Raw genomic sequence first — 24402 nt, 5'->3', positions numbered from 1 at the left:
GTCGCGCTTTTTTTGCGGTCAAAATTGTCCAAGGGTGGGGCCGATCAGCCGTTTGGAGCGCCGGCGACGGCGGGGCAGGCGACAGGGTTGTCGTCAAGCGGTGATGCGCAAGGTCTGTGTGGCGTCCAGAAGAGCATGACCAGCCCGCCAAGCCCGCCGGCCGCGCCGCAGGCGGCCGCCAGGGGCACGGCGGCTGCCCCGCCCTTTCTCCAGGCATACGCCCCGGCGACGGCGGCCCACAGTCCGGCCCCCAGGGCCGACCACAGGCCGCCCACGGCCAGGGTCGGCGCGACAAAGTCGCTCGTTTCCGGGGTTAGGGTCAGGCGCAGGGGACATAAGAGCCAGGAAACCATGGTCCCGGGGCCGGGCTCGCCCGAGGGCACGGCCCGGGCGGCCCGGATTTCCGGCCCGCCGCCGGCCGGCCGGTAGGCGGCGGCGATGGCGGCGGCGTCATCCACGATGCAGGCGTCGCCAAAAGGATCAATGACGGCCTTGAGCCAATGCCGGGCCGGATCGTAGCCCCGGCAGGGCAGCGCCCGAAGGCCAAGGTCGCCGCCGAGCCGGTAGACCGTGCCCGACGTGCCGACCATAAGGCCCAGGGCCGCCCCGCCGGCCGCCTCCTGCACCTGCACATGGGCCACGCCCTCGCCCGGGGGCAGGGACACCCGGGCGACCTGGGGCAGGTCGCGCACCCGGCGCAGCTGGTACAGCCCGCCGGCGGCGTCGGTGAGAAACCAGCCGGCGTCAAAGGGCTTGAGCAACGTGTCGCGGCCGTAGGCGGCCGTGGCCGGAAAGACGAAGCCGGCGGCGGCCAGGGCGGCGTTGACCGCCTCGGTGAGGGCCGGGTCCGGGGCGTTGTGGTCGGCGTTGACGAATTCCAGCCGGCCGGCCAGGCGGAAGCGGTCCTCGGGAAAGACGAGGGTGACCCGGTCGGGCCGGGAATCAAGCAGGGCGTGGAGGCCCGGATCGGGCCGGCCCCCGGCGACGTCGGCCGGCCGGATGCCCAGGATGAGCCGGCCCTGGCGCAGGGCCTCGGCGTCGAATGCCCGGCCTTGGATGGTGACGGGCAAAAGCCCGCGCACCCGCAGGCTTTCGGCGTACTGGAAGGGCAGGGCGTTTTCGAAGTCCGTGCGGGAAAGGGCGTTGCCCGAGGCGTCGCGGTGCAGCAGCCCATGTTCGGCCAGCCCGGCCTCGGCGGCGGGCAGGGCGGCTTCCTGACGGGGCGTGAGGTATTCGCGAAAGACGAATTGGCCGGCCACGGGGCTGAAAAGGGCGATGCTGCGCACGCTGCGCAGGCCAAGCAGGGCGTCGAGGCCAAGGGGCAGCCAGACGGCGGCCACGAGGCAGGTAGCAAGGGCCAGGGCGATGCGGCCCAGGGCAGCGGCATGCATGGCGGGGCCTTATTGGTTCTTGCCGGTGAGGCGTTGGCGGGAGACGGCCAGAAACGGCACGGCGGTCAAGGCGGCCAGCAGCGTCAGTCCCAGGGTCAGGGCTCCGGGATGGCCCCAGGCTCCGGGCGCGGCCGGGAGCAGAAACACGGCCGCCACGCCGGCGGCCACGAGGAGCAGTTGCGCCCGGCCGGCCGTGGTCGGTTCGAACAGCAGGCTCGTGGCCCCGAGATAGGCGGCCAGTCCGGCCGCTTCCCAAGGGGCCAGGGCGGCCAGCTGGGCCGTGACGATCTCCCGGGGAAACCGCGCGGCCGCCGAAAGTCCGACCACGGCCAGGTCCCAGGCGGCCAGACAGCCGCAAAGGCCCAGCCCCAGGGCCAAGGAGCAGGAAAGCGCCCGCTGCATGGTCACGGGCAGGTGCAGGGTCAGGCGCAGCCGCTTGCCCCGCGTTTCGGGCAGGTGCTGGGCGCAGGCCAGGGCCAGGCCGCCGGCCCAGGGCAGATGGCGCAGGATGTCGAAGGAGACGTTGCCGAGCACGGCGGCCTGATACCAGACCGATTCGGGATGCTCGGCGGCAAAGGCCGCCCGCAGGGCGACCACGGCCCAGACGCCGGCCGCGACATGGGCTGCGGCCAGGGCGACAAAGGCGGCCCGGACCTTGAGCCACTCTTTCCAGAAAAGCGCGCGTGTCATGGCTCGTGTTCCATCCTTGGCACGAACGTATGGCCCCGCCGTCATCTCGCGGCATGGGCGGTTGTTGCCGATACGGTCGTGGAATTGCGGCGCTAATACCGCCCCGTGTAGCCGACAAAGGCGTCTTCCAGGCTCATGGCCTGGGGAGCCAGCCCCTCGGGCGAGACGCCGGAAGCGGCCAGGGCCTTGGCCACCTCCGCCGCTTCGGCGAAGCTGAAGATTTCGTAGCGCCCTCCGGCCGCTCGCTCGACGTTGTGGATGGCTCCGCCGGCCCGGGGAACCTCACGGTCGTCGCCGGGCAGGACGTAGCAGCGAAAGTCGTCGCGAAAGGCGGCCAAGGGCATCCGCCGGGCCTCGCCGCCGGCGCGCAGCAGCACAAGTTCGTCCACCAGCCGCTCCATGTCTTCGATGACATGGGAGGTCAAAAACACCGTTCGTCCGCCTTCCCGGGCGAAATCGGCCAGATAGTCCACGAACAGGCGGCGATACCCGGCGTCCAGGCCCATGGCGTAGTCGTCGAGGATGAGCAGATCCGGTTCCTGGGCGAAGATGAGGCCAAGGACCACCTGGGAGCGTTGCCCCTCGGACATGTGGCGGATGCGGTGGCTTCCGGGCAGTCCCAGACGGGCCATGAGATCGCGGAAGCGTCCGGTGTTCCAGCGGGGGTAGAAGCGGCGATAGAAACGTTCAATCTGATCGATGGTCATGAAATCATAGGCCAGGTGGCCTTCAAAGAGCAGGCCCACCCGGCTTTTGGTCGCCGGGGACAGACCGTGGGAGGGCTCGCCGAAGACTAAGCAGCGCCCGGCTGCCGGGCGCAGGAAACCCATGAGGATGTTGATGAGCGTGGTCTTGCCCACGCCGTTTTTCCCAAGCAACCCCACCACCCGGCCGCGCTCCACGTCGAGGTCGAGGCCCTTGTGGATGACCCGGCCGTTGTAGCTGTGGCGCAAACCGCGAATTTTGATGACGTGTTCCTGCATGGCCTTTCCGTTGTCGAGAGCGATAATCAATTTCATTTAGAAGGTCAAATGAAAATGCCGGCTCCAGAGTATCCCCTTGTTTCGGTTGTGCCCTTGGATCGGATCAGCGCGTTTTCCAGCGCATGAAGAGCCGCAATTCTTGTCGCCGGGGTTGCCAGAAAAGCCGGTGCATGGAAGAACCCGAAGAAGCGGCAAAGTACGGCCTGGGGTCTGGCTGGGAAAAGGGCTCGGACAAGGACATCGGGAGGGCGCATGGACAGGCAGAGCAGGCGTGATCGGAAGGGCGCGGGACGGTTTTCGTGGCTGGCGGGGCGGGTATTGGGGATACTGCTCGCGTGTCTGGCGTTGGCGGTTTGGCCGGCCCTGGCCGAGGAGAACTGCCCATCGGGGCCGTTCTCTTCGTATACGGCCTCCCAGCCCGGAGCCAAGGGGAGTTTCTCGCTGTTTTCCGACGTCCATTTCTCGCCCTTTGCCGATCCCTCCCTGGTGCGCGAGCTGGCCGCCTCGCCGGTGGAGTGGTGGCGGGCCATCCTGGCCCGGTCCAAGCCGGGGCTGTCGCCCTACGGCCAGGACGCCAACAACGCCCTGTTTCAGTCGTTTCTGGACGACATGGCCGCCAGGAGTCCGCGCCCGGACTTCATCCTGTTTCCGGGCGACCTTTTGTGCCACGATTTCTGGACGCTGTATCCCAAGCTTTCCAAGGACAGGACCCAGGCCGGGCTGGAGGCCTTCATCCAAAAGACCGTGGCCTATTTCTTCAGCGAAGTGGCCCGGCGTTTCCCGGGGGTGCCGGTCTACGCGGCCCTTGGCAACAACGACAGCGTGGAGGGCGACTACCGCATCGCCCCCAACAGCCCCTACCTCACCCTGACTGCCCAGGCCATGGCCGCCTTGCTGCCAAGCGAATCGGCCCGGGCCGACTTCGGAGCCACCTATCCCCAGTACGGCTGCTATGCCGTGACCCTGGCCGAGGCCGGCGGCGTGCGGCTGGTGGTGATCAACAATGTTTTCCTCTCCACAAAGCACCCGAACGCGGCTTTGGGCGACCCGGTGCTGGCTTTCCTGGAGCGCGAACTGGCCGGGGCCAAGGCGCGCGGGCAAAAGGTCTGGCTTATGGCCCATATTCCTCCCGGCGACGACAGCATGGCCAGCGGCGTGGCCCTGGCCCGAAAGGATGAGGACCGCTACAAAGGGTTCCTGCGCGAGGAACAAAACGAGGCCTACGCCAAACTCCTGGCCGCCTACGCGCCAACCGTCGTCAAGGCGGCGTTTGCCGGGCATGTCCACCGCGATGATTTCCGCATCTGGAAGACATCCAGCGGCGAGCCGGCCGGCGGCATGGGGTTGGCCCCGTCCATCTCGCCCATCACCGGCAACAACCCCGGCTACCAGCTCCACACTTACGACCGGGCCACGCTGGAACTGCTCGATGTGGCCACCTATTTCCTGGATCTGGCCAAGCCCGGAACCGGCTGGCGGGAGGAATACGTCTGGTCGGCCGCCTATGGCCGGGGGCTTCGTGACCCGGCTGACTGGCAGGCGACGTATCTCGATCTGGGCCAGTGTCCGGCCCGTCGGGAGGCCTTTGCCGCCCATTTCGACCTGGGCAGTCCCCATGTCGAAGTCACGGAAGCGAGTTTCCCGGCTTTCTGGCGGGCCATCGCCTCGCCGACCCGAACGGTTTGGGAGGCCTGGAGCCCGCCCACGGCCCTGGCCCCGTGGACCGTGCCGCTTGCCGGGCAGGGCGGGGCGCCGTCGCCTGCCGCAGCGGCTTGCCCTGGCGGTTCATGACGGGTAGAAGCCCCCAGAAGCGTTCGTAGCGTTCTCCGTGAGGGCCGGGCCTGGGCCTTGAGGGGCAGGTCGTGCTGTAACCGGCCGGGAGGATGATCCGACGCAGTCGACATGGCTGTGGTCGCGGCTTTTTCCCTGGGCTGTCGGGCGGCAAAAGCCTTGGCGTTTCGTCCCCATCTTTCGGAGTGTGTTTGTTTCTTTCCTCACCCCCGGGCGGTTTCGCCCCTTGTCGCGGACCGGTCGAGGCCGGCGTTTCGGCGCGCATCGACGTGCTGCGCATCGTGCTCATCGGGCTGATCGTCCTGTGCCACGGCGGCCGGTACCTGGGCGTGCTGGTTCCCTTTGACGGCCCGGTAGTGCAGTTCGCGGCCACGGCCTTCAACCGGGGGCCGGCCTGTCTGGCCGTGCCGCTGTTTTTCGCCATTTCCGGCTATCTGCTGCTGCGAAAGCTCGAACTCACCCCGGCCGGCTACGCCCAGCTCATGGGCCGCAAGCTCTATTCCATCGGCCTGCCGTTTCTCATTTTCAACGCCATCTGGATCGCCTGGTTTTTGTGGGTCGGCAGCATTGCCCAGTTCGGCGGCCGGTCCTACATCCTGGAAGCCGGCATCCTGCCCAAGCTCTTGGGCTACGACACCTCGCCGGTCAATTACCCGCTGTGGTTTTTGCGCGAATTGCTCAAGGTCTTTGCCGTCACACCGGTGTTTCTGCTGTTTTTTCGCCGGCTGCCGCGCGCCGGGCTGGCGCTGCTGTTCGTCTTATGGTTTGTCGAGCGTCCGGCCGACGAATACGGCTTTTGCGGCTTCGCCTTCTGGTTTTATTGCGGCGGCTTGCTGGCCCGGTCCGGGCTGGACCTGGGCGACACGGCCCGGCTGGACCGGTGGGTGTTGCCGCTTTTCGTCCTGGCCACGGCCGTGGTCGGGCTGGCCCCGTGGCTGACCCAGGACGTGGTGGTCTATGCCATGGGCAAGCGGTTTTACCAGATGCTCGGCGTGGTCGCCTTGTGGTGTCTGTCGCGCCAGCCCTGGATCATGGGCAGCGGGCTGTTGCACCGCATGGCCGGGGCGAGTTTTTTCATCTTCCTGACCCACGAGCCGACCGTATCGATCCTGCAGACGCGGCTTCTGGCCGCATGGGTGCCCCAGGGGCCGGCGGCGCAGCTCGTCGCCTTCGTGCTGCCGGGCCTGGCCGCCCTGATCCTGCTGTATTGGCTGGCCCGGGGCCTGTCGCGGTTTACGCCAAAGCTGTACGCCGTGCTGACCGGCGCGCCGCTGCGCAAGCGGCGAGCAACTTGTTGATATTCTCTGGATTATAGTCTTTGGCATTGTTGTTTTTGTTTGCAAAAAATTATTTTTTAGTATGTCCTATGTTTTATTTTTGCATATTGTGTGTTTTGGCAGTCGACGTTGTTTTGTTGCACTAAACTTTTTGAGGTGTGTTGATGATAACGGCTAATGTAATTCATAGAGTGTTTCATATTAAGTCCGAAGGTTCAGTTGGAACGTGTTTTGCTGTTGATGTTGACGGACGACAATATGTCGTAACTGCTCGGCATGTTTTGGGCAACAAGTCGTCTTTTAGTGTGTTTCATGAAGGCAAGTGGAAGGATACAGAGTTTTTATTTGTTGGAAGTTGTGATGGCGATGTTGACATCTCTGTGGTGGCCTTGCCTGTACAAATAGCACCGCAGCATCCTCTCTTGGCGGAGTCTGAAGGCTTGTTATATGGTCAAGACGTTTTTTTTCTTGGTTTCCCGTATGGAATGAGGGGTGATATAGGACTTATGAATGCAGGATATCCATTGCCATTTGTCAAGAAAGGGATTGTCTCCTGTATAGAGTTTGGGTTAAAAGAAGTTATTTATGTCGATGGACATAATAATCCAGGATTTTCAGGTGGCCCAGTAGTTTTTTGGGATAATTCTTTAAAGGCTTTCAAAGTGTGCTCTGTAATATCTGGCTATCAGTACAATGAAGATCCTGTCTATAAGTCTGGGATAGAGACGGAATGTAGATATAAATATAATACTGGAATTGTGATATCTTATGGAGTTAAGCACGCTGTTGGTCTTATTCGATCTAACCCGAAAGGTTTTTTGCTACCTTTGCCAAGCTAGTTGTTGCGGTGTTGCTTGTTAGCAATGAGACAGGAAATAATCCCGTGGACTATATCGCCGTCATCCACAAGGACGCGGACTCGGATTGGGGCGTGTCGTTTCCGGATTTCCCGGGCTGCGTCACGGCCGGCGAAACCCTGGAAGAAGCCCGTCGCATGGCGGCCGAGGTCCTGGCCCTGCATGTGCGCGGTCTGGCCGAGGACGGCCTTTCGCCGCCGCGCCCCATGTCGTTGGACGCCGTGGCCCGCCATCCCGATTTCGCCGACGGCGTGGCCGTGCTCGTGTCCCTGCCCGAAGCCAGGCCGAAAAACGTGCGCGTCAACGTCATGCTGCCCCAAGCGGATTTGGAGGCCATCGACGCCCGGCCAGAGCGGAAGGGGTCAGCCGTTCCTCGTTTTTGCTGCGGGCGGCCAGGGCGGCCCTGACGGACCATGGCGCGAGCGGCGTTTGCGGCCACCGGCCCTGAACTGCCCCCATCCTGAATAAAAAAGCCGGGAGGACGGACGTCCCCCCGGCTTTTGGCGTTCTTGACGGCGCAGTCGGCGGCCTAGTTGGCCACCACGTTGACCAGCTTACCCGGCACCACGATGACCTTGCGCACGGTCTTGCCCTCGATGTGCTTGGCCACGTTGGGTTCGGCCAGGGCGGCCTGCTCCAGGGCGGCGTTGTCGGCGTCGGCCGGCACGGTGAGCTTGCCGCGCAGCTTGCCGCAGACCTGCACCACGATTTCCACCGTGTCGGAAGTCAGGGCGGCCGGATCATGGGTCGGCCAGGGCTCGTTTAACAGCAGGTTCGTGTGGCCCACGGTCTGCCACAGCTCCTCGCAGATGTGCGGGGCAATGGGCGAGAGCACGGTAAGGAGCGTGGCCACGGCCGAGGACACGGCCTTGGCCCCCTTGGGCTCGGCCCGCAGGGCCTCGACGTTGGCGTAGAGGAAGTTGACCAGCTCCATGGCGGCGGCGATGGCCGTGTTGAACTGGAACCGCTCGCGGATGTCGGCCCCGGCCTTGGCGGCGGCGGCGTGTTCGCGGCGGCGCAGCTCGGCGAAAAGGGGGGCCAAGCCGTCCAGCCCCAGCGACTCGGCCGGAGCGCAGGCCGGCATGGGGACAAGCAGGCCCGAAAGCTCCTCGGTCACCAAGCGCCACAGACGCGACAGGAAGCGCGAAGCCCCCTCGATGCCCGTGTCGCTCCACTCCAGATCCTTTTCCGGCGGCGCGGCAAAGAGGATAAACACACGCACCGTGTCGGCCCCGTACTTGCCGATCATGAGGTCCGGGTCCACCACGTTGCCCTTGGACTTGCTCATCTTCGAGCCGTCCTTGATGACCATGCCCTGGGTGAGCAGGTGGGCAAAGGGCTCGTCGAAGCCGACGTAGCCGAGGTCGCGCAAGGCTTTGACGAAAAAGCGCGAGTAGAGCAGGTGCAAAATGGCGTGTTCGATGCCGCCGATGTACTGGTCCACGGGCAGCCAGTAGGCCAGCTCCGCCGGATCAAACGGCCGGCCGGCCTCCCTGGCCGAGGCGTAGCGGGCGAAGTACCAGGACGACTCGAAAAAGGTGTCCAGGGTGTCGGTCTCGCGCCGGGCCTTGCCGCCGCAGATGGGGCAGGCGACGTCGGTAAACGACGGCGAATGGGGCAGGGGCGAGCGGCCGTCGGGCATGAGCGCCAGATCGCGGGGCAGCTCCACGGGTAAATCGGCGTCGGGCACGGGCACGATGCCGCAGGACTCGCAGTAGATGACCGGGATGGGCGCGCCCCAGTAGCGCTGGCGGGAGATGTTCCAGTCGCGCAGGCGATAATTGATGCTTTTCTTACCGCGCCCGGAACCGTCGAGCCAGTCGATAATGGCCGCCTTGGCCGCCTCGTTGTCCATCCCGGTGAACTGCTCGGAAGCGGTCAGCACGCCGGGATCGACATAGGCCGCCGTCATGGCCGAGGCGTCGAGGGTTTCGCCCTTGGGTTCGATGACCACGGTCAGGGGCAGGTCGTACTTGCGGGCGAATTCGAAGTCGCGCTGGTCGTGGGCCGGCACGGCCATGACCGCGCCGGTGCCGTAGCCCATGAGCACGAAGTTGGCGACATAGATGGGGATTTGTTTGCCCGTGGCCGGGTTGACGCAGTAGGCACCGGTAAAGACGCCCTCTTTTTCCAGATCATCGGCCGAGCGCACGATGCGGTCGAGGTTGCGCACCTTCTCGACAAAGGCGTTCACCTCGGCTTCCTGGGGCTTGCCGGCGATGAGGCTTGGGACCAGCGGATGTTCGGCGGCCAGACTCATGAAGGTGGCCCCGAACAGGGTGTCAGGCCGGGTGGTGAACACGGTGACGCTGTCCGCGCCTTCCACGGGTTCGGCCAGCTTGAAGGTGATCTCCGCGCCGACCGACTTGCCGATCCAGTTGCGCTGCATGGTGAGCACGCGCTCGGGCCAGCCGCCGACGAGCTGGTCGAGGTCGGCCAGCAGTTCCTCGGCGTAGTCGGTGATGCGCAAAAACCATTGTTCCAGGTCCTTTTGGACCACGGCCTGGTCGCAGCGCCAGCAGCAGCCGTCGATGACCTGTTCGTTGGCCAGCACCGTGCCGCAGGTTTCGCACCAGTTCTGGGGCGAGTGCTTGCGGTAGACCAGCCCCTTTTCGAGGAACTTCAGGAAAAAGCGCTGCTCGTGGACGTAGTAGCCGGGGTGGCAGGTGGCGATTTCGCGCCGCCAGTCATAGGAATAGCCCAGGCGCTGCAGCTGGGTGCGCATGGAGTCGATGTTGGAGATGGTCCAGGCGGCGGGATGCAGCTTGTGCTTGATGGCGGCGTTCTCGGCCGGCATGCCGAAGGCGTCCCAGCCCATGGGGTGCAGGACGTTGTGGCCTTCCATGCGTTTGAACCGGGCCACCACGTCGCCGATGGAGTAGTTGCGCACATGCCCCATGTGGATGCGCCCCGAGGGGTAGGGGAACATTTCCAGGACGTAGTACTTGGGCTTGGAAGGGTCGGCTTCCACATGGAAGTGGCCGCCTTCTTCCCAAATGCGTTGCCATTTCCGTTCGACGTCCTCGGGCACGTATTTGCTCATGGGGAAACGCTCCTTGGCGCAAAATTAGTCTTGGCGCACACCGGCCAAAGGACGGCGCGTCGAGTTCTCAGTAGGGCGGAAGCTGAAGCCCGAGTGTTTTCGGCACGTCTGTCTATGTGTCGCGCCGCAGCCCGTCCACCCAGGCGCTTGCGTCGGACAAGTCGGCGCGGTCGCGCCACAGGCCGAAAAACGTATCCCCCGGCGCGGCTTCGCTCTCGGCTGGAGCGTCGGACGCGGCCGAGCCGTGCCGCGCCCGCAGAAACGCGATGAAATCGGCCGCCTCTTCCATGGCCTGCGGCGGCAGGGCGGCCAGATCGGCCAGGACCTTTTCCATGTTCATCGCCAGTGCTCCAGAAGCCGGATGGATTGCTTACAAATCCTTTTGAATCCCGAATTCGCCGCTGTCAACGGCCTTGGCCAGGGCGTCGAGGATGCCGTTTATAAAGTTGCGCGAGTTTTCGTCGCCGTAGCGCTTGGACAGTTCGATGGCTTCGTTGAGCGACACCCGCAGCGGAATGTCCGGGCGGCTTAAAATTTCATGCACGGCCAGCCGCAGGATGGTCAGCTCCACCTTGGCGATGCGCGAGATTTTCCAGTTCTTGGAGAAGCGCACGATGGCCGCGTCGATGTCGCGCTGGTTGCGCCACACGCCCTGCACCAGCTCCCAGGCGAAATCCTGGCCGGCGGGATCGTCGCCCTCGGCCACGTCGTGGGGGCAGCGCTTGAACAGGCGCAACAGCGACCGTTCGTCGGCGGCGGACTCGAAAATGAGGCCATAAAGGCATTCAAAGGCCTGCTTGCGGGCCTTGCGCCGGGAGACGATGGGCTTTTTGTCGTCGGATTCGGTCATGGTGTCGTTGCCTGGCGATGCGTCCCCCGGGATTCCGGCTGGAACCCCGGAGGACATGCAAGGAGTCTAAAGTGTTGTCGCCGCGCCGGGGGACGGCGCGGCGGGCGTGAAGCTAAATCTGTTCCATAACGCGGACCATTTCCAGCACGGCCGAGGCGGCTTCCACGCCCTTGTTGCCGGCCTTGCTGCCGGCGCGCTCAATGGCCTGCTCCAGGTTGTCCACGGTCAGCACGCCAAAGCCCACAGGCACGTTGGCCTCGAGCATCACATGGGCCAGGCCCTTGACGCATTCGTTGGCCACGTAATCGAAGTGCGGGGTGGCGCCGCGGATGACCGCGCCAAGGCAGATGATGCCGTCGTACTTGCCCGAGGCGGCCAGCTTCTTGGCGGCCAGGGGAATCTCGAAGGCTCCGGGCACGCGCACGATGGTCAGGTCGGCGCGGTCGCCGCCGTGGCGCACGAGGTAGTCCACGGCCCCGCCGACCAGGCGTTCGGTGATGAAGTCGTTGAAGCGGCCGGCCACCAGGGCGAATTTGAGTCCCTTGGCGTCAAGCTGGCCTTCGATGGTGCTCACGTGCAGCATGGCTGTTCTCCCTGACGGCCGGGCCGTCGTCTGGATTAATGTCCGAGTTTACTTCGCCTGGCCGCAGTCGGGGTCCGGCAGATGCAGGATATGCCCCATGCGGTCGCGCTTGGTGGTCAGGTAGCAGGTGTTTTCCGAACAGGGGCAGGTCTCGATGGCCACCCGGTCGACCACTTCCAGGCCGTAGCCCTCAAGCCCCACGATCTTCTTGGGATTGTTGGTCATAAGCCGCATCTTGCTGATCCCCAGCTCCACCAGGATCTGCGCGCCGGTGCCGTATTCGCGCAGGTCGGCCTTGAAGCCGAGCTTGAGGTTGGCTTCCACGGTGTCCAGGCCCTGGTCCTGCAGCGCATAGGCCTTGATCTTGTTGCCAAGGCCGATGCCCCGGCCTTCCTGGCGCATGTAGAGGATCACGCCCTTGCCTTCCTCTTCGATCATCCGCATGGCCTCGTGCAGCTGGTTGCCGCAGTCGCAGCGCAGGGACCCGAACACGTCGCCGGTCAAGCACTCGCTGTGCACGCGCACCAGCACCGCTTCGCCGGGAGTAATGTCGCCCTTAACCAGGGCGATGTGGGTCTTTTTATCCGAGCTGGCCTCGAAGGCCACGGCCCGAAACGAGCCGAAGGCCGTGGGCAGGGTGGCTTCGGCCACCTTGGTCACGGCCACATGGCCGTAGCGCATGCGGTAGCGGATGAGGTCGGCCACGGAGGCGATCTTGAGATTGTGCTTCTCGGCGAACTCAATCAGGTCCGGCATCCGGGCCATGTTGCCGTCTTCGCGCATGATTTCGCAGATGACGCCGGCGGGCTTGAGGCCGGCCAGGCGGGCCAGGTCCACGCTGCCTTCGGTCTGGCCGGCGCGGTCCAGCACGCCGCCTTCGCGGGCGCGCAGGGGGAAGATGTGTCCCGGGGTGACGAGGTCTTCGGGCACGGCTCCGTCGGCCACGGCGGCCAGGATGGTGGTGGCCCGGTCATAGGCCGAGATGCCGGTGGACACGCCGACCTTGGCTTCGATGGAGACGGTGAAGCCGGTGCCGAAGGGCGACTTGTTGTCCTGGGTCATCATGGGCAGGGCGAGCTGGTCCACGAGATTGGGGGCCAGTGACAGGCAAATGAGCCCTCGGCCGTGGGTGGCCATGAAATTGATGATTTCCGGGGTGACCTTTTCGGCGGCGACGGTGAGGTCGCCTTCGTTTTCACGGTCTTCGTCGTCGACGAGGATGATCATCCGTCCGGCGCGGATGTCCTCGATGGCGTCCTCGATGGGGCTTAAGCGCATGTGGGTATACCTCGTTCGGGGCGGCGCTGTGCGGCCGGCTCCCTGGGGAAAAGACCAAAGACCCGGGACGGGCCGGGGCAAAGGGGACGCATCCTATTCCAGGCCGGCTGCCAAGGCAAGCGGGGCGGAATAGCGGGATTTTCGGGGCGCGGCGGGTCGCCGGCAAAAGGGCCGGCCTCGCGCGGGAGGGTGTTCCACGTTGCGGCCGGCAGGGAGCGGGGAATCTGGTCTGGCCGAGGGCGGGCTAGACCCGGATGTCGATGGTGGACCCGGGCGCGGGAATGGGCTGGGCCGGCGCTTGGGCTGCCGCAGCCTGTTCGGCTTGCGCGGCTTGTCCGGCCGGCTCGGCCTGCCCGGCCGTCTGGCCGGTCGGCGTGGCCTGGGCGGCTTCGGCCGCTGCCTGGATGGCCTCGGTGGCTGAAGCGGGGTCAGACGCGGCCGTCGCGTCTGGAGCTTGGGCCGTGGCGGCCGGCGTGGCGGCCGTGTCAAGGGTGGCCGCGCCTTGGCCGGCGGCGTCTTCCGACTGCCCGGTCGAGGCCGCTTCGGCCTTGTCCTCGATGTCCTGGCGGGTGGCGTCGAGGTTGTCCTGGGCGCTGTCGCCGACTTCTTTATCGACGGCCCGGCCGACGCTGTCTTCCACTTTGAATTTGTTTATGACGGCGGCGACAAAGGTCGAATCGCCGCTGCTGGACCCGACGTTGGCCATGGTGGTGGCGAACTGGGCGGTCATGGTCGTGAGCAGGTTGCTCATGGAGCTGGCAAAGGTTTTTTCCGTCTGCAAGCTGTCCAGCCGGGCTTGCAGATATTTTGAGGGGCCGGCGTCGGCCTGGATGAAGTTGCCGGCCAGCATGTTTTCGGACTTGGCGGCAACGGCGGTTTGCAGGCTTTTTGTCGTCGGCGCGGCCACGGCGCTGGTCGTCTGGGCAAGCGCGGAAAGGGGGGCGACGTCCATCGATCTCCCTCCGGTTGACGTGTCAACACTTATCGGCCGGCCGTAAGGGGAAGATTAGAGAGTGATGGGAAATAGTGTAACGAGATGACCGGAAAGACGTCTTGCCGGGTCAATCGCCCAGGACGCCGGCAACGAATTCGGCCGGCATCATGGTGGCGGCGGCGATTTCGGCCGGGGACAGGCCCTTGTCGCGCAAGCGCTCGATGACCGCCTCCATGGGTTCGGCCACCTCGACGATATGGCCGTCCGGGTCGCGCAGACGAAAGGCGCGCTGGCCCCAGGGCGCGGATTTGGGCGGATGGATGACCTCGGCCCGGGTCATGACGCGCTCGAAGGCGTCTTCCAGGGCCGCGTCCTCGAAATACATTTCCAGATTGTCGCGGCCCATGGGACCGGCCGGCGGCGCGGCCTCTTCGTCGAAAACGATGCCCCGCGCGGTGTCCTCGCGCCACAGGCAGAAATGCGGGTAGGCGACGTAGCCCGGCAGCACGTGCAGGGGCGACTGGCCCAGAAGCTCTTCATAAAAAGCCCGGGCGCGGTCGATGTCGGCCACGAAGATGCAGACGCTGCGGTATTCGATGGGCATGGGCGGCTCCCTGCCGAGGCGTTTGGCCGGCGGCGTTACTTGATGAAATAGCCGGCGACGCGCCAGGAGCCGTCTTTTTCCTGCATGAAGGTGACGGTTTCCACGGCGCTGGCCTTGTTGGCAAAGGCGCTGTCATAGGTCAGCACGACATAGGCGCCGTCGGGTGCGCCGGGCAGTTGCCGGGCCTGGATGATGGAAGCGCGGACGCGGCTTTTGTTCGGACCAAGGGGCGTGCGTATGCCGGTGAGCGCCTTGGTCCAGGCGTCCTCGGTGATGGCCCCGCGAAAGAAGGCCGAGGCTTCGCGCCAGCTTTCGGGGTATTTGCCGGCGTCGCACAGGGCCAGCCATTTGCCGGCGGCGGCCTCGGCGGCGGCTTCGTCGCCCTCGGCGGCCAGGGCCGAGCCGGCGGCCAGGCAGAGCATGGCGCAAAGGAGGAAGGACGTGAGACGTTTCATGGGGCGGCTCCTTTGGGGGCGCGGCCTAGGCGGCCACGACCACGTAATGGGACGAACTGGCCGGCTGGGGCACGGGCAGCCCCATTTCGCGCAGCCCTTCGATATGGAAGGCCAGGGCGTCGGCCATGTTGCGGCGCGTTTCGTCCTCGTCGGCTCCGGTCGCCGCGCAGCCCGGCACATCCGGCGAATAGGCCGAAAAGCCGGTGGCGGTGGGTTCGAGGATGATGAGGTGTTTATTATTTTTTGGCATTTAATATAGAATAGCAACCTAGGCGATTCATCATTTCAGCGATTGGAGACGCAACGGTTGTTGGACTTCCTTGTTCTATCGCTTGTGCTGCGCGCGAAGCGAGGTCACTGCATGTATTAACGAGAGGATTTCCAGGAAACTGTGTAACGCTCGATTGCATAGGGGTGGGTGTTTGGGTGACAATCGATTGCATTTGGTTTTCTAAAGTGGCGATTCGCTTGTCCTGGGCAACAAAGAACCAAGTTATCCCAACGCAGGCGGCTATTATCGTTACTAGGACAGATACTGGAATCATGATATCATATGTTTTTTTGATAAAATTTGATGTGGTAGTAGTCATAGCTAAAATCCGTTCTCCCGCAAAAACGCCTCGGAAATCTTCGATTCCTTTTTCCCCTGGGCGTCCTGCCACGGTCCAAGCATCCGCAGCACGTATTTTCCCAGCACGTCGGTCTCCATGTTGATGACCGTGCCGGGCTTCCAGCCGGCAATCGTGGTCGCGCCCTGGGTCGAGGGGATGATGTTCACCGTCAGCCAGCCGTCGCCGCATTCGTTGACGGTCAGGCTGATCCCGTCCAGGGCGACGGACCCCTTGGGCACGACGAAAATCGAAAATTCCTTCGGGAAATCTATTTTATACTGCATGGACTGTCCAGCCGGCGTCACCGTTGCCACCTCGGCCAGACAATCCACATGGCCCGAAACCATATGCCCGCCCAGGCGGTCGCCCAGGGCCAGGGCGCGCTCCAGGTTCACCACGCTGCCGATCTTGAGCTTGCCCAGGTTCGAGCGCGACAGCGTCTCGCCCGAGGCATAGGCCGTATATTCCCGGTCGCCAAACGTCTCGACGGTCAGACACACGCCGTTGACGGCAATGGATTCGCCGAGAACGATATTGTCCAGATCGAAAAGCGCCTTGATGCGAAACCGCGTCTCATTGCCCCGCGACTCCACGGCCGCGACGCGGCCAAGCCCCATCACCAGTCCCGTAAACATAGAAAACCTGTCCTCACCCTGCGTTCACTCGTTCCCCATGTCGGGGGTCCGGGGGGCTGAGCCCCCCGGCGGGTCCGGGCAGCGCCCGGTCTTCCGCTTACTTCGTCCCTTCGAGTTCCAGCAGGTATTTTTTCATGTCGATGCCCGGCCCGAAGCCGGTGAGCGCGCCCTTGGCCCCGACCACCCGGTGGCAGGGGTAGAGGAGCGGAAACGGATTGGAGGCCATGACCCGGCCCACGGCCCGGGCCGCCTTGGGGCGTCCGGCCTTGGCCGCCAGCCAGCCGTAGCTGACCGGCTGTCCGGCCGGCACCCGGGCCAGCTCGTCCAGCACCCGGCGCGAAAAATCGCTCGCCTTGCCCCAGGCAAAGGGCAGCTTGGGCCAGTCGGCCTGGCCGCCGGCCACATAAGCCTCCAGGGCTGCCTGCACGGCCTGGCCGGCCTCGCTGGCTACAGCCCGGGTCTTGCCCTCGGCCCAGGTCAATTTTAAGGCCGTGACCTCACCGTTATTCCAGGTGATTTCCAACGCCAACGGATCGGCAACGCAAATGTCGGTGAACGTCTGTACGGACATGGTGTTTTGCCTCCGGCGGCCAGGGCTCTGCCCTGGGCCCGCCGGGGGGCTAAGCCCCCCGGACCCCCTGCATGGGCGGGTAGGGCGCTTGTACGATATTTCGTCCCGCCCTGCCATCATCTCGCATCCCCTTGCCTTGGGGGGCTTTTTCGGGGCGGACGCTTCGTCCGCCCCGAAAAAGCCCCCCATGACGGGAGGGTTCGGGAGGGGGTGACCCCCTCCCGATTTTTCTTCATTCCTACTCCCAAAGTCCTTCCATTTTCAAAATATCCAGTGCGATCTTTTTTCGGGCTGGCACGGCGGCGGGGTTGTTGTCGGGAGCTTCGAGATTGAGGGCGAAGTACCAGACGTCCGGGCCGCGCGTGACCGAGCCGACGTACCAGCCGACGTTGGGCGAAACGCGGGCGGTCAGGCCCGTCTTGGCCCGCAGCACGGCGGTTGGCGTCTTGTCGGTGATCATCATGGTCAGCACGTCGTCCATGACTTGACGGCGCAGGGGCAGCTCGCGGCGGTGCAGGCGGCCGAGGAAGTCGAGTTGCTCAAGGGCCGAGATGCGCAGCGCGCCGTCGAGCCAGAACCGGTCGATGCCGCCGCCGATGTCGGCGTTGCCGTAGTGGAAGTCGGCCAGGTATTTGGCCATGCGTTCGGGGCCGATGCGCCGGGCGATTTCCTGGTAGACCGGCACGCAGGACACGGCAAAGGCCTGTGCCAGGGTCAGGTTGGCGTTCCATTCGGGAAGATAGCGCGGCTTGCCGTCGTAGGGGAAGACTTCGCTGGGGTTGGAGACGGCCCCGGTTTCCAGGGCAATGAGCGAGTTGGGGATTTTGAAGGTGGAGGCCGGCAGAAAGGCGGTCGCGGCCCGGGCCGGATTGTGGACGAGGATTTCGGGCGAACCTTCCTGGCGCAGGACCATGGTGCCGGTCAGGCCGGCGTCAGCGAAGGGTTTTTGCCACTGCGGGCGTTCGATGAGGCTGGGCTCGGCGGCCCGGGCCAGGGCCGGGGCGGCGAGGAGGAGCAGGACGGCGAGAAGCAGGCTGCGGCGCATGGGACAACCTCCGGGCGGGAAATGTTATGTGGCTTTTTTGGGGCTGCGGCGGGGCGGCGTCAACGTGGGGCGTGGAAATCACACCCCTGCCGGATGTCGTCGCGCTCCAGCCGCGCGGCGATGTCCTTGCGGATGCCCTGTTTGTCGGCGGCCCAGGCCGGGGCGAGGAGTTCGCCCGGGGCGGGGTCGGCGTTTTGGCGCTCCACGGCCACGTGACGCGGCAGCAGGGCGATGGCCCGGCACACGGCCTGGGCGTAGTCTTCGCGGGCCATGGGCTGGTAGCCGCCGGCTTCGTAGAGGGCGGCCAGGCCGGAGCCGGCCACCACCAGCGTGTTGTGGAGTTTGACCCCGGCGACGGGCAGGGCGGCCACGAAGCGCACGGTGTCGAGAAAATCCGCGACGCCCTCGCCGGGCAGGCCGGCCATGAGATGGGCCGTGACGCTAAGGCCCGCGTCGGCGGCCATGATGGTCGCCCGGGCGAAATCAGCCGCCGTGTGGCCCCGGCCTATGCGCTGCAAGGTGGCGTCGTTGGCCGATTGCAGCCCCATCTCCAGGCGGGTATGCCCGATGGGCGCGGCGGCCAGCAGGGCGATTTTTTCGATGTCCAGGCAGTCGGGCCGGGTGCCCAGGCAGATGCCCTCGATATCCGGCAGGGCGATGAGTTCGTCCAAAAGCGCGGCCAGGCGCTCGGACGGGCCATAGGTGTTGGAAAAAGATTGGAGATAGGCGATAAGCGCCTCGCCGCGACGTCTTGCTGGGGGAGTGAGCTTGTCCCATTGCGCCCGAAGGCCGAAGCCTTTAAGGTGCAGTCCCGTTCCCGATCCGGCCGCGTTGCAAAAAAGGCAGCCGCCCCGGGAGAGCGCACCGTCCCGATTGGGGCAGGAACTTCCCGCATCCAAAGGAATTTTCTTGGCCTTTCGGCCGAAAATGGCCCGGAAAGCCTGGGCAAGCGTGTGGACGCGGGCGGTCATGGCGGTTTTTTGGCCGGAAAATCTCTCGTTGACAACACGGGACGAATCGGCAAACACAACCCGTCTGCGACAGCATGGGCCGATTTTGCGGCAAGCGAGGCGATATGTCCAGTTTTTTGAATAGGATATTGGGGCTTTTCTCCAACGATCTGGCCATCGACCTGGGAACGGCCAACACCTTGGTGTTCGTCAAGGGCAAGGGCATCGTCTTGTCCGAACCCTCGGTGGTGGCGGTGAAAAAGGACCCCCGGGGCGGCAACAAGGTACTGGCGGTGGGCCTGGAAGCCAAGCGGATGCTTGGTCGTACCCCGGGTAACATCGTGGCCATCCGCCCCATGAAGGACGGCGTCATCGCCGACTTCGAGGTGACCGAGGCCATGCTGCGGCACTTTATTTCCAAGGTCCACAATTCCCGCCGGCTGGTGCGCCCGCGCATCATCATCTGCGTGCCGACAGGCATCACCCAGGTGGAAAAGCGGGCGGTCAAGGAATCGGCCCAGAGCGCCGGCGCGCGCGAGGTCTACCTCATCGAGGAGCCCATGGCCGCCGCCATCGGGGCCAACCTGCCCATCACCGAACCCACCTCCAACATGGTGGTGGACATCGGCGGCGGCACCACGGAAGTGGCGGTCATTTCGCTGTCCGGCGTGGTCTATTCGAAGTCCGTGCGCGTTGGCGGCGACAAGATGGACGAAGCCATCATGCAGTACGTCAAGCGCAAATATAACATGCTCATCGGCGAATCCACGGCCGAACAGATAAAGATCACGGTCGGCTCGGCCCATCATTCCACCAGCCAGGGCGAGATGGAAGTCAAGGGCCGCGACCTCGTCACGGGCATTCCCCAGAACATCACGATATCCTCCGAGGAAGTGCAGAAATCCATTTCCGAGCAGGTGGAGAGCATTGTCCAGGCCGTGCGCATCGCCCTGGAGCAGACGCCCCCGGAACTGGCCGCGGACATCGTGGACCGGGGCATCGTCCTGACCGGCGGCGGCGCGCTTTTGCGCGGCCTCGACCAGCTGCTGCGCGAGGAAACCTCGCTGCCCATCACGGTTGTTGACGACCCCCTTTCGACGGTTGTCCTCGGCTCCGGCCGGGCGCTGGACAACCTGGACGTCCTGAAGGAGGTCACGATAGATTAAACCCACCCCGCAGCGGATCGCGATCGGCCTGCTCGTCGTCCTGTTTCTTTACCTCGGCCTTTTCACCTGGAACATCCGGACAGGCTACGTCGATACGCTGGCGAGCCATACCGGACTGGAGTTCGCCAGGTGGGTTTTGGCCCCGGGAAAGTGGGTCCACGAACAGGTTGCGTCGTTTTGGAGCCGCTATCTGTATTTCGTGGGCATCCGGCAGCAAAACGACCAGCTGCGCCTGGAGCTGGATACCGCGAAAAAGGAGCTCGCCGAGTTGCGTGAAAACGCTTCGGAGGTGGAGCGTTTGCGCCAAATTCTGTCCCTGACGCCGCCCATAGACTGGACGCGTCGGGCCGCGCGCATCATTTCCCATCGCCTGGGTCCCAACGCCGCCCTGGAGACGTTTCTCATCGACAAGGGCAGCGCCCACGGCGTGACGGTCAACATGCCGGTGGTCTCTCCCGACGGGGTGGTCGGGCGGGTGCTGCGTCTGTCGCCCACGGCCGCGACCATTCTCCTTATCACCGACCCCAACAGCCGCATTCCCGTGGTTTCCCAGAAAAACCGCACCCAGGGCATCGTCAAGGGCGAGGGGCCGACCAAGGAGCTCACCTTGCAGTACGTGCCCCAGGGCGCGCTCGTGGAAGAAGGCGAGGTGCTGGTCACCTCGGGGCTGGAGGAAATTTTCCCCAAGGGGTTGCCCGTGGCCAAGGTGACCTCGGTGGGCCGCTCAGGTTCGTCGCTGTTTCAGCTCATCCACGCCGCGCCGCTTTTCACCCCGCGCCAGCTTGAGGAAGTGGCCTTGCTGTTCAAGGCCACGGCCGCGGCTGCGCCGGCTCCGACGGCCGCGCCCGTGGTCGCGCCGACGCCGTCGCCCGCCACGGCCCCGGTGTCGCCGGTCATCACTCCGCCAAACGCCGCCCCGGCCGTCAAGCCCCAAAAGGGCCTCAAGACCCCGGCCGCCATCCCGCCGGCTCCGGGCCAGGGCGCGCCGCCGCCCCCCCCGCCGGCCCCGACGCCGGCCCCGGCTCCGGCTCCGGCCGTGGTCGAACCGGCCAAGAAGGCCGACAAGCCGGCCGAGTCCGAGAAAAAACGCCGCAAGCCGGCCCGGACCGAAGGGCAATGAGACCGGCCCACATCGTCTTCTGGACCCTGTTGACGCTCGGCGGGGTCTGGCTGCAAAACATCGTCCCCGGGGTGGACTTCCTGGCTCCAGGGCTTATCCTGGCCATGCAGGAGGAGAAATGGACCGTGCCGGTCTGGCTGGGGGCCATCTGGCTCTTCATCCAGGAGGGGACAGGCTCCATGCCTTTTGGCGCGGGCATCCTCTGGTACGGCGCCTTGGCCGGCCTGTATTTTTTCGGGCATTGGCTGTTTGAAGCCCGGAATTTCCTTTTCATGCTCATCCTGGGAGCCTGCCTCGGCGCCATGCATTTCCTTTTCATCAACGTCATGGCCCTGCTCCAGGACTGGTCCATCTATATGGACCGACTGGGCGTCGAGGCGGTGCAGCAGGCCCTGATCTTCCCCATCGAATGGGGCCTTTTGTACCTCATCCACCACCATCTGCCGGGCGATCCCCATGCGGCTTGAGACTGAAACCCCGCAACAACACGCCCCCCGTTCCGGGTTGATCCTGCTCCAGGCCCTGGTGCTCGGGCTTTTTTGCCTGTTCACCCTGCGCCTGTGGTATTTGCAGGTCCACAAGGGCGGCACGTTTTCCGACATGGCCCGGGACAACCAGCTGCGCCAGGTGCTCATCGGTTCGGCCCGGGGGCGCATCCTCGACAGGAGCGGCACGCCCCTGGCCGTCAGCGAACCGTCCTTTGCCCTGGGCCTGGTGCGCGAGGACTGCGAGGACATCGACGGCACCCTGGCCAAGGTCTCGGAGTGGACCGGCGTGGACAAGCACGTGCTGTCCGAGACGGTCAAGCGCGGCAAGAAACGGGTCAAGCCCTTTGAGCCGCTCATCCTCATCACCGACCTGCCCTACGAGGCCCTGGCCCGCATCGAGGCCAACGCCATGCTCTATCCGGGCCTGGAAATCGTGGTGCGCCAGAAACGCTACTATCCCACCGGCGCGCTCATGTCCCACGTGCTTGGCTACGTGGCCGAGGCCAACGAAGACGAACTGGAGAAAAATCCCCAACTTTCCCTGGGCGACTCCGTGGGCAAGCAGGGGCTGGAACTCACCCACGAGGACGAGCTGCGCGGCTCCAAGGGCCGCAAGCAGGTGGAAGTCGACGCCTTTGGCCGCCAGCACAACGAATTCATCCTGGAGCCGCCGCGCGCCGGGGCCGACCTCAAGCTGTCCATCGACATCGGCCTGCAACGCGAATGCTCGCGGCTGCTGGAGGGCCAGGCCGGAGCCATTCTGGTCATGGAGCCCGACACCGGCAAGATCCTGTCCATGGTCAGCCAGCCGAGCTTTGACAACAACATGTTCGTGCTGGGGGTGCCGGCCGACAAATGGCGGGAGCTGCGCGACAACCCGCGCCACCCCATCCAGAACCGGGTGACCCAGGGCGTTTATCCGCCGGGTTCGGTCTTCAAGCTCCTCATGGCCGCCGCCGGCCTGACCGAGGGCTTTGTGCGGCCCGGCGACGTGGTGGCCTGCCCCGGCTCCTACCGGGTTGGCAACCGCGACTTCCACGACTGGAAAAAAGGCGGCCACGGGTCGCTGGATCTGCGCGGGGCCTTGGTCCATTCCTGCGATATCTATTTCTACAAGCTCGGCGACCGCATGGGCATCGACCGGCTCCACGACTACGCCGTGGCCAGCGGTTTCGGGGCGCGCACGGGCATCGACCTGCCCCACGAGAAGGCCGGGCTTATTCCCTCCAAGGAATGGAAGAAAAAGCGCTTTGGCGCGGCCTGGTCCAAGGGCGAGACGATCATCGCCTCCATCGGCCAGGGCTACGTGCTGACCTCGCCGCTGCAGATCGGACGCTACCTGTCGGCCCTGGTCAACGGCGGCCGGCTCATGAAGCCCGAGCTGGTGGAGACCGAAGCGCCCCGGGTGGACGCCACGCTGCCGCTCAAAGACGGCGACCGGCAGGTGATCCTCGACGCCATGGTGGCCACGGTGGAAAGCGGCACGGCCAAGTCCCTGCTGCGCTCCGACGCGGTCATGGCCGGCAAGACCGGCACGGCCCAGGTGGTCAAGCTTATTAACCCCGACATCCGCCGCAAGACCCACGAAATGCCCTACGAGCAGCGCGACCATGCCTGGCTGGCCAGCTGGGGCCGCAAGGACGGTAAGACCTACGTGGTGGTCTGTCTGGTGGAGCACGGCGGCCATGGCGGCGAGGTCAGCGGCCCATTGGTGCGCAAGGTCTTCGAATATTTGTTCGGTCCGGCCCCGGGCAAGCCGCCCCGGGCGGCCGGCGCGGCTCCGGCCGGGACGGCTGGCGAACCGGCCGTCGATCCCGGCGACGTCGGGGATTAGCCGGCCCGTCCGAGCAAGGCCACTTACAAACCGAGGCAGACGAAGGCGCTGGCCGTCGTCGGGCAGTTCCGACGACGGACCGGGCGTTCGCCGCCGAGCCGGGGTTGCTCCATGCCCTTTGACAGACGCTTCATACTGAGCGTGAACTGGTCCCTGGTGGCCCTGACCGCCATGTTGTTCGGGGTCGGGGTGCTCAATCTCTATTCGGCCAGCGGTTTCCGCATGGGCGATGAATTGTCCATGCAGCCCTTCTACAACCGTCAGCTCATCTGGGGCCTGGCCGGGCTGGGCTGCCTGTTGGCCATGGTGGTTTTTGACTACAAGTATCTGGCCGCCATCGCCTGGCCAATGGTCATCTCCACCTCGGTGCTGCTGGTTTTGGTGCTGGTCATGGGCAAGACCGTGGGCGGGGCCAAACGCTGGCTGCCCATCGGCGGATTCGCCTTCCAGCCCAGCGAGGTGGCCAAAATCGCCTTGTTGCTGCTGGCGGCCAAGATCCTGTCCAAACGCTCCGAGCGGCTGGGCTGGCTCGATCTGGCCGGCATTTTGGCCGTATCCCTGCCTGTCGCCTTGCTTATCATCGTGGAACCCGACCTTGGCACCGGCTTGAACGTCTTGCTCCTGGTGGCCGGACTGATTCTTTACCGGGGACTCGCCGGCCCGGTGTTCAAGACCCTGGCCATCGCCGGCCCCATCCTTATCCCTTGCGGCTGGTTCTTTCTCAAGCCCTATCAGAAGGGGCGCATCCTGACGCTGTTCGACCCCCAGCGCGATCCCCTCGGGGCCGGTTACCACATCATTCAGTCCCAGATCGCCATCGGTTCGGGCCAGATGTGGGGCAAGGGCTTTTTGGAAGGCACCCAGAGCCAGTTGCGCTACCTGCCCGAAAAGCATACCGACTTTGCCGTGGCGGTTTTTGCCGAGGAGTGGGGCTTCATGGGCGGCATCGCGCTGCTGACCCTTTTCTGCCTGTTTTTGCTGCAATTCTACGTCACGGCCAAAAACGCCAAGGACCGCTTCGGCAGCTATTTGGCGGCGGGCGTGTTCTTCTATTTCTTCTGGCAAATCCTCATCAACATGGGTATGGTGCTCGGCATCATGCCGGTCGTTGGCATCCCCTTGCCGTTTATCAGTTACGGGGGGAGCGCCACCATCGTGAACTTCACCCTCGTGGGCATTGTCGTCAACGTCTCCATGCGGCGCTACCTGTTCAAGAAAGGCTAGCGCGAAAAGGACTTGCGGCCAC

Annotated in this window: 26 protein-coding genes; 9 read left to right on the top strand and 17 right to left on the bottom strand. The window is 64.8% G+C overall.

What is annotated here, in order from left to right:
* Positions 1-44: 44 nt before the first annotated feature.
* From C3Y92_RS18455 to C3Y92_RS18445, 3 genes are all read right to left on the bottom strand, one after another.
* Positions 45-1391, bottom strand: a complete 1347-nt coding sequence (locus C3Y92_RS18455) for a DUF4857 domain-containing protein (protein WP_129355081.1) — start codon at positions 1389-1391, stop codon at positions 45-47.
* A 9-nt stretch (positions 1392-1400) separates the two neighbouring features.
* Complete coding sequence (locus C3Y92_RS18450) at positions 1401-2081, bottom strand: hypothetical protein (protein ID WP_129355079.1); 681 nt, start codon at positions 2079-2081, stop codon at positions 1401-1403.
* Positions 2082-2173: 92 nt separating this feature from the next.
* Positions 2174-3064 (bottom strand): ABC transporter ATP-binding protein, encoded by an 891-nt coding sequence (locus C3Y92_RS18445; protein WP_129355077.1) that lies wholly within the window; start codon positions 3062-3064, stop codon positions 2174-2176.
* Positions 3065-3382: 318 nt separating this feature from the next.
* Here C3Y92_RS18445 and C3Y92_RS18440 point away from each other — a divergent pair, with 318 nt between their 5' ends.
* The 4 genes from C3Y92_RS18440 to C3Y92_RS18425 all read left to right on the top strand — a co-directional run bounded on the left by C3Y92_RS18440 (position 3383) and on the right by C3Y92_RS18425 (position 7396).
* Entirely contained in the window at positions 3383-4855 is a 1473-nt protein-coding gene (locus C3Y92_RS18440; protein WP_235669537.1) for a metallophosphoesterase, read from the top strand.
* Between the two features lie 185 nt (positions 4856-5040).
* Complete coding sequence (locus C3Y92_RS18435; RefSeq protein ID WP_235669715.1) at positions 5041-6153, top strand: acyltransferase family protein; 1113 nt, start codon at positions 5041-5043, stop codon at positions 6151-6153.
* A 143-nt stretch (positions 6154-6296) separates the two neighbouring features.
* Positions 6297-6971, top strand: coding sequence for a S1 family peptidase (locus tag C3Y92_RS18430; protein ID WP_129355073.1), 675 nt, complete (start codon positions 6297-6299; stop codon positions 6969-6971).
* Positions 6972-7015: 44 nt separating this feature from the next.
* A complete protein-coding gene (locus tag C3Y92_RS18425) occupies positions 7016-7396 on the top strand; it encodes a type II toxin-antitoxin system HicB family antitoxin (RefSeq protein WP_207214011.1) in 381 nt (126 codons plus the stop codon).
* A 122-nt stretch (positions 7397-7518) separates the two neighbouring features.
* Here C3Y92_RS18425 and leuS read toward each other — a convergent pair whose 3' ends face one another.
* From leuS to C3Y92_RS18355, 14 genes are all read right to left on the bottom strand, one after another.
* On the bottom strand, positions 7519-10032 hold the full coding sequence (gene leuS / locus C3Y92_RS18420; RefSeq protein WP_129355071.1) for a leucine--tRNA ligase: 2514 nt from the start codon (positions 10030-10032) through the stop codon (positions 7519-7521).
* 112 nt (positions 10033-10144) lie between these two features.
* On the bottom strand, positions 10145-10372 hold the full coding sequence (locus tag C3Y92_RS18415; protein ID WP_207214010.1) for a hypothetical protein: 228 nt from the start codon (positions 10370-10372) through the stop codon (positions 10145-10147).
* A gap of 30 nt (positions 10373-10402) precedes the next feature.
* On the bottom strand, positions 10403-10882 hold the full coding sequence (gene nusB / locus C3Y92_RS18410; protein ID WP_129355069.1) for a transcription antitermination factor NusB: 480 nt from the start codon (positions 10880-10882) through the stop codon (positions 10403-10405).
* Between the two features lie 112 nt (positions 10883-10994).
* On the bottom strand, positions 10995-11465 hold the full coding sequence (ribH, locus tag C3Y92_RS18405; RefSeq protein ID WP_129355067.1) for a 6,7-dimethyl-8-ribityllumazine synthase: 471 nt from the start codon (positions 11463-11465) through the stop codon (positions 10995-10997).
* Between the two features lie 48 nt (positions 11466-11513).
* Positions 11514-12743 carry a bifunctional 3,4-dihydroxy-2-butanone-4-phosphate synthase/GTP cyclohydrolase II gene (locus tag C3Y92_RS18400; protein ID WP_129355065.1) on the bottom strand — a complete coding sequence of 410 codons (1230 nt, stop codon included), beginning with the start codon at positions 12741-12743 and terminating at the stop codon, positions 11514-11516.
* A 244-nt stretch (positions 12744-12987) separates the two neighbouring features.
* Positions 12988-13695, bottom strand: coding sequence for a hypothetical protein (locus tag C3Y92_RS18395; RefSeq protein WP_129355063.1), 708 nt, complete (start codon positions 13693-13695; stop codon positions 12988-12990).
* A gap of 109 nt (positions 13696-13804) precedes the next feature.
* Entirely contained in the window at positions 13805-14281 is a 477-nt protein-coding gene (locus C3Y92_RS18390; protein ID WP_129355061.1) for a VOC family protein, read from the bottom strand.
* 35 nt (positions 14282-14316) lie between these two features.
* A complete protein-coding gene (locus C3Y92_RS18385) occupies positions 14317-14736 on the bottom strand; it encodes a DUF4019 domain-containing protein (protein WP_129355059.1) in 420 nt (139 codons plus the stop codon).
* A gap of 25 nt (positions 14737-14761) precedes the next feature.
* Positions 14762-14986: a type II toxin-antitoxin system HicB family antitoxin gene (locus C3Y92_RS18380; RefSeq protein WP_129355057.1), complete on the bottom strand. Its 225-nt coding sequence runs from the start codon at positions 14984-14986 to the stop codon at positions 14762-14764.
* On the bottom strand, positions 14973-15326 hold the full coding sequence (locus C3Y92_RS18375) for a hypothetical protein (protein WP_129355055.1): 354 nt from the start codon (positions 15324-15326) through the stop codon (positions 14973-14975). Before C3Y92_RS18375 ends, C3Y92_RS18380 begins: the two co-directional genes overlap by 14 nt.
* Before the next feature lie 2 nt (positions 15327-15328).
* Complete coding sequence (locus C3Y92_RS18370) at positions 15329-15982, bottom strand: riboflavin synthase (protein ID WP_129355053.1); 654 nt, start codon at positions 15980-15982, stop codon at positions 15329-15331.
* Between the two features lie 97 nt (positions 15983-16079).
* Entirely contained in the window at positions 16080-16553 is a 474-nt protein-coding gene (locus C3Y92_RS18365) for a methylated-DNA--[protein]-cysteine S-methyltransferase (protein ID WP_129355051.1), read from the bottom strand.
* Positions 16554-16791: 238 nt separating this feature from the next.
* Entirely contained in the window at positions 16792-17598 is an 807-nt protein-coding gene (gene blaOXA, locus C3Y92_RS18360; protein WP_129355049.1) for a class D beta-lactamase, read from the bottom strand.
* 59 nt (positions 17599-17657) lie between these two features.
* Complete coding sequence (locus C3Y92_RS18355; protein ID WP_129355047.1) at positions 17658-18569, bottom strand: TIGR01212 family radical SAM protein; 912 nt, start codon at positions 18567-18569, stop codon at positions 17658-17660.
* A 104-nt stretch (positions 18570-18673) separates the two neighbouring features.
* Between C3Y92_RS18355 and C3Y92_RS18350 the strand changes: the two genes are divergently transcribed.
* The 5 genes from C3Y92_RS18350 (at position 18674) to rodA (ending at position 24380) form a co-directional block, all read left to right on the top strand.
* Positions 18674-19714, top strand: a complete 1041-nt coding sequence (locus C3Y92_RS18350) for a rod shape-determining protein (protein ID WP_129355046.1) — start codon at positions 18674-18676, stop codon at positions 19712-19714.
* 136 nt (positions 19715-19850) lie between these two features.
* Entirely contained in the window at positions 19851-20834 is a 984-nt protein-coding gene (gene mreC, locus C3Y92_RS18345; RefSeq protein ID WP_235669536.1) for a rod shape-determining protein MreC, read from the top strand.
* Positions 20831-21301: a hypothetical protein gene (locus tag C3Y92_RS18340; protein ID WP_129355042.1), complete on the top strand. Its 471-nt coding sequence runs from the start codon at positions 20831-20833 to the stop codon at positions 21299-21301. The genes mreC and C3Y92_RS18340 overlap by 4 nt, the downstream gene beginning before the upstream one ends.
* Positions 21291-23156: a penicillin-binding protein 2 gene (gene mrdA / locus C3Y92_RS18335; RefSeq protein ID WP_129355040.1), complete on the top strand. Its 1866-nt coding sequence runs from the start codon at positions 21291-21293 to the stop codon at positions 23154-23156. Before C3Y92_RS18340 ends, mrdA begins: the two co-directional genes overlap by 11 nt.
* A gap of 111 nt (positions 23157-23267) precedes the next feature.
* The gene (gene rodA / locus C3Y92_RS18330) at positions 23268-24380 is read left to right on the top strand and encodes a rod shape-determining protein RodA (RefSeq protein WP_129355038.1); all 1113 of its coding nucleotides are present in this window, start codon (positions 23268-23270) and stop codon (positions 24378-24380) included.
* Positions 24381-24402 lie beyond the last annotated feature (22 nt).

It is taken from the genome of Solidesulfovibrio carbinolicus (genome assembly GCF_004135975.1).
GTDB classification, from domain to species: domain Bacteria; phylum Desulfobacterota; class Desulfovibrionia; order Desulfovibrionales; family Desulfovibrionaceae; genus Solidesulfovibrio; species Solidesulfovibrio carbinolicus.
The sequence above is the reverse complement of the archived record's forward strand: the minus strand, read 5'-3'. Positions and strand labels throughout refer to the sequence as shown.

What these genes read in the sequence shown, in the direction of transcription:
- C3Y92_RS18455 (WP_129355081.1), bottom strand. Translation starts at nt 1,391, where the DNA reads ATGCATGCCGCTGCCCTGGGCCGCATCGCCCTGGCCCTTGCTACCTGC.
- C3Y92_RS18450 (WP_129355079.1), bottom strand. Translation starts at nt 2,081, where the DNA reads ATGACACGCGCGCTTTTCTGGAAAGAGTGGCTCAAGGTCCGGGCCGCC.
- C3Y92_RS18445 (WP_129355077.1), bottom strand. Translation starts at nt 3,064, where the DNA reads ATGCAGGAACACGTCATCAAAATTCGCGGTTTGCGCCACAGCTACAAC.
- C3Y92_RS18430 (WP_129355073.1), top strand. Translation starts at nt 6,297, where the DNA reads ATGATAACGGCTAATGTAATTCATAGAGTGTTTCATATTAAGTCCGAA.
- leuS (WP_129355071.1), bottom strand. Translation starts at nt 10,032, where the DNA reads ATGAGCAAATACGTGCCCGAGGACGTCGAACGGAAATGGCAACGCATT.
- C3Y92_RS18415 (WP_207214010.1), bottom strand. Translation starts at nt 10,372, where the DNA reads ATGAACATGGAAAAGGTCCTGGCCGATCTGGCCGCCCTGCCGCCGCAG.
- nusB (WP_129355069.1), bottom strand. Translation starts at nt 10,882, where the DNA reads ATGACCGAATCCGACGACAAAAAGCCCATCGTCTCCCGGCGCAAGGCC.
- ribH (WP_129355067.1), bottom strand. Translation starts at nt 11,465, where the DNA reads ATGCTGCACGTGAGCACCATCGAAGGCCAGCTTGACGCCAAGGGACTC.
- C3Y92_RS18400 (WP_129355065.1), bottom strand. Translation starts at nt 12,743, where the DNA reads ATGCGCTTAAGCCCCATCGAGGACGCCATCGAGGACATCCGCGCCGGA.
- C3Y92_RS18395 (WP_129355063.1), bottom strand. Translation starts at nt 13,695, where the DNA reads ATGGACGTCGCCCCCCTTTCCGCGCTTGCCCAGACGACCAGCGCCGTG.
- C3Y92_RS18390 (WP_129355061.1), bottom strand. Translation starts at nt 14,281, where the DNA reads ATGCCCATCGAATACCGCAGCGTCTGCATCTTCGTGGCCGACATCGAC.
- C3Y92_RS18385 (WP_129355059.1), bottom strand. Translation starts at nt 14,736, where the DNA reads ATGAAACGTCTCACGTCCTTCCTCCTTTGCGCCATGCTCTGCCTGGCC.
- C3Y92_RS18380 (WP_129355057.1), bottom strand. Translation starts at nt 14,986, where the DNA reads ATGCCAAAAAATAATAAACACCTCATCATCCTCGAACCCACCGCCACC.
- C3Y92_RS18375 (WP_129355055.1), bottom strand. Translation starts at nt 15,326, where the DNA reads ATGACTACTACCACATCAAATTTTATCAAAAAAACATATGATATCATG.
- C3Y92_RS18370 (WP_129355053.1), bottom strand. Translation starts at nt 15,982, where the DNA reads ATGTTTACGGGACTGGTGATGGGGCTTGGCCGCGTCGCGGCCGTGGAG.
- C3Y92_RS18365 (WP_129355051.1), bottom strand. Translation starts at nt 16,553, where the DNA reads ATGTCCGTACAGACGTTCACCGACATTTGCGTTGCCGATCCGTTGGCG.
- blaOXA (WP_129355049.1), bottom strand. Translation starts at nt 17,598, where the DNA reads ATGCGCCGCAGCCTGCTTCTCGCCGTCCTGCTCCTCCTCGCCGCCCCG.
- C3Y92_RS18355 (WP_129355047.1), bottom strand. Translation starts at nt 18,569, where the DNA reads ATGACCGCCCGCGTCCACACGCTTGCCCAGGCTTTCCGGGCCATTTTC.
- C3Y92_RS18350 (WP_129355046.1), top strand. Translation starts at nt 18,674, where the DNA reads ATGTCCAGTTTTTTGAATAGGATATTGGGGCTTTTCTCCAACGATCTG.
- C3Y92_RS18340 (WP_129355042.1), top strand. Translation starts at nt 20,831, where the DNA reads ATGAGACCGGCCCACATCGTCTTCTGGACCCTGTTGACGCTCGGCGGG.
- mrdA (WP_129355040.1), top strand. Translation starts at nt 21,291, where the DNA reads ATGCGGCTTGAGACTGAAACCCCGCAACAACACGCCCCCCGTTCCGGG.
- rodA (WP_129355038.1), top strand. Translation starts at nt 23,268, where the DNA reads ATGCCCTTTGACAGACGCTTCATACTGAGCGTGAACTGGTCCCTGGTG.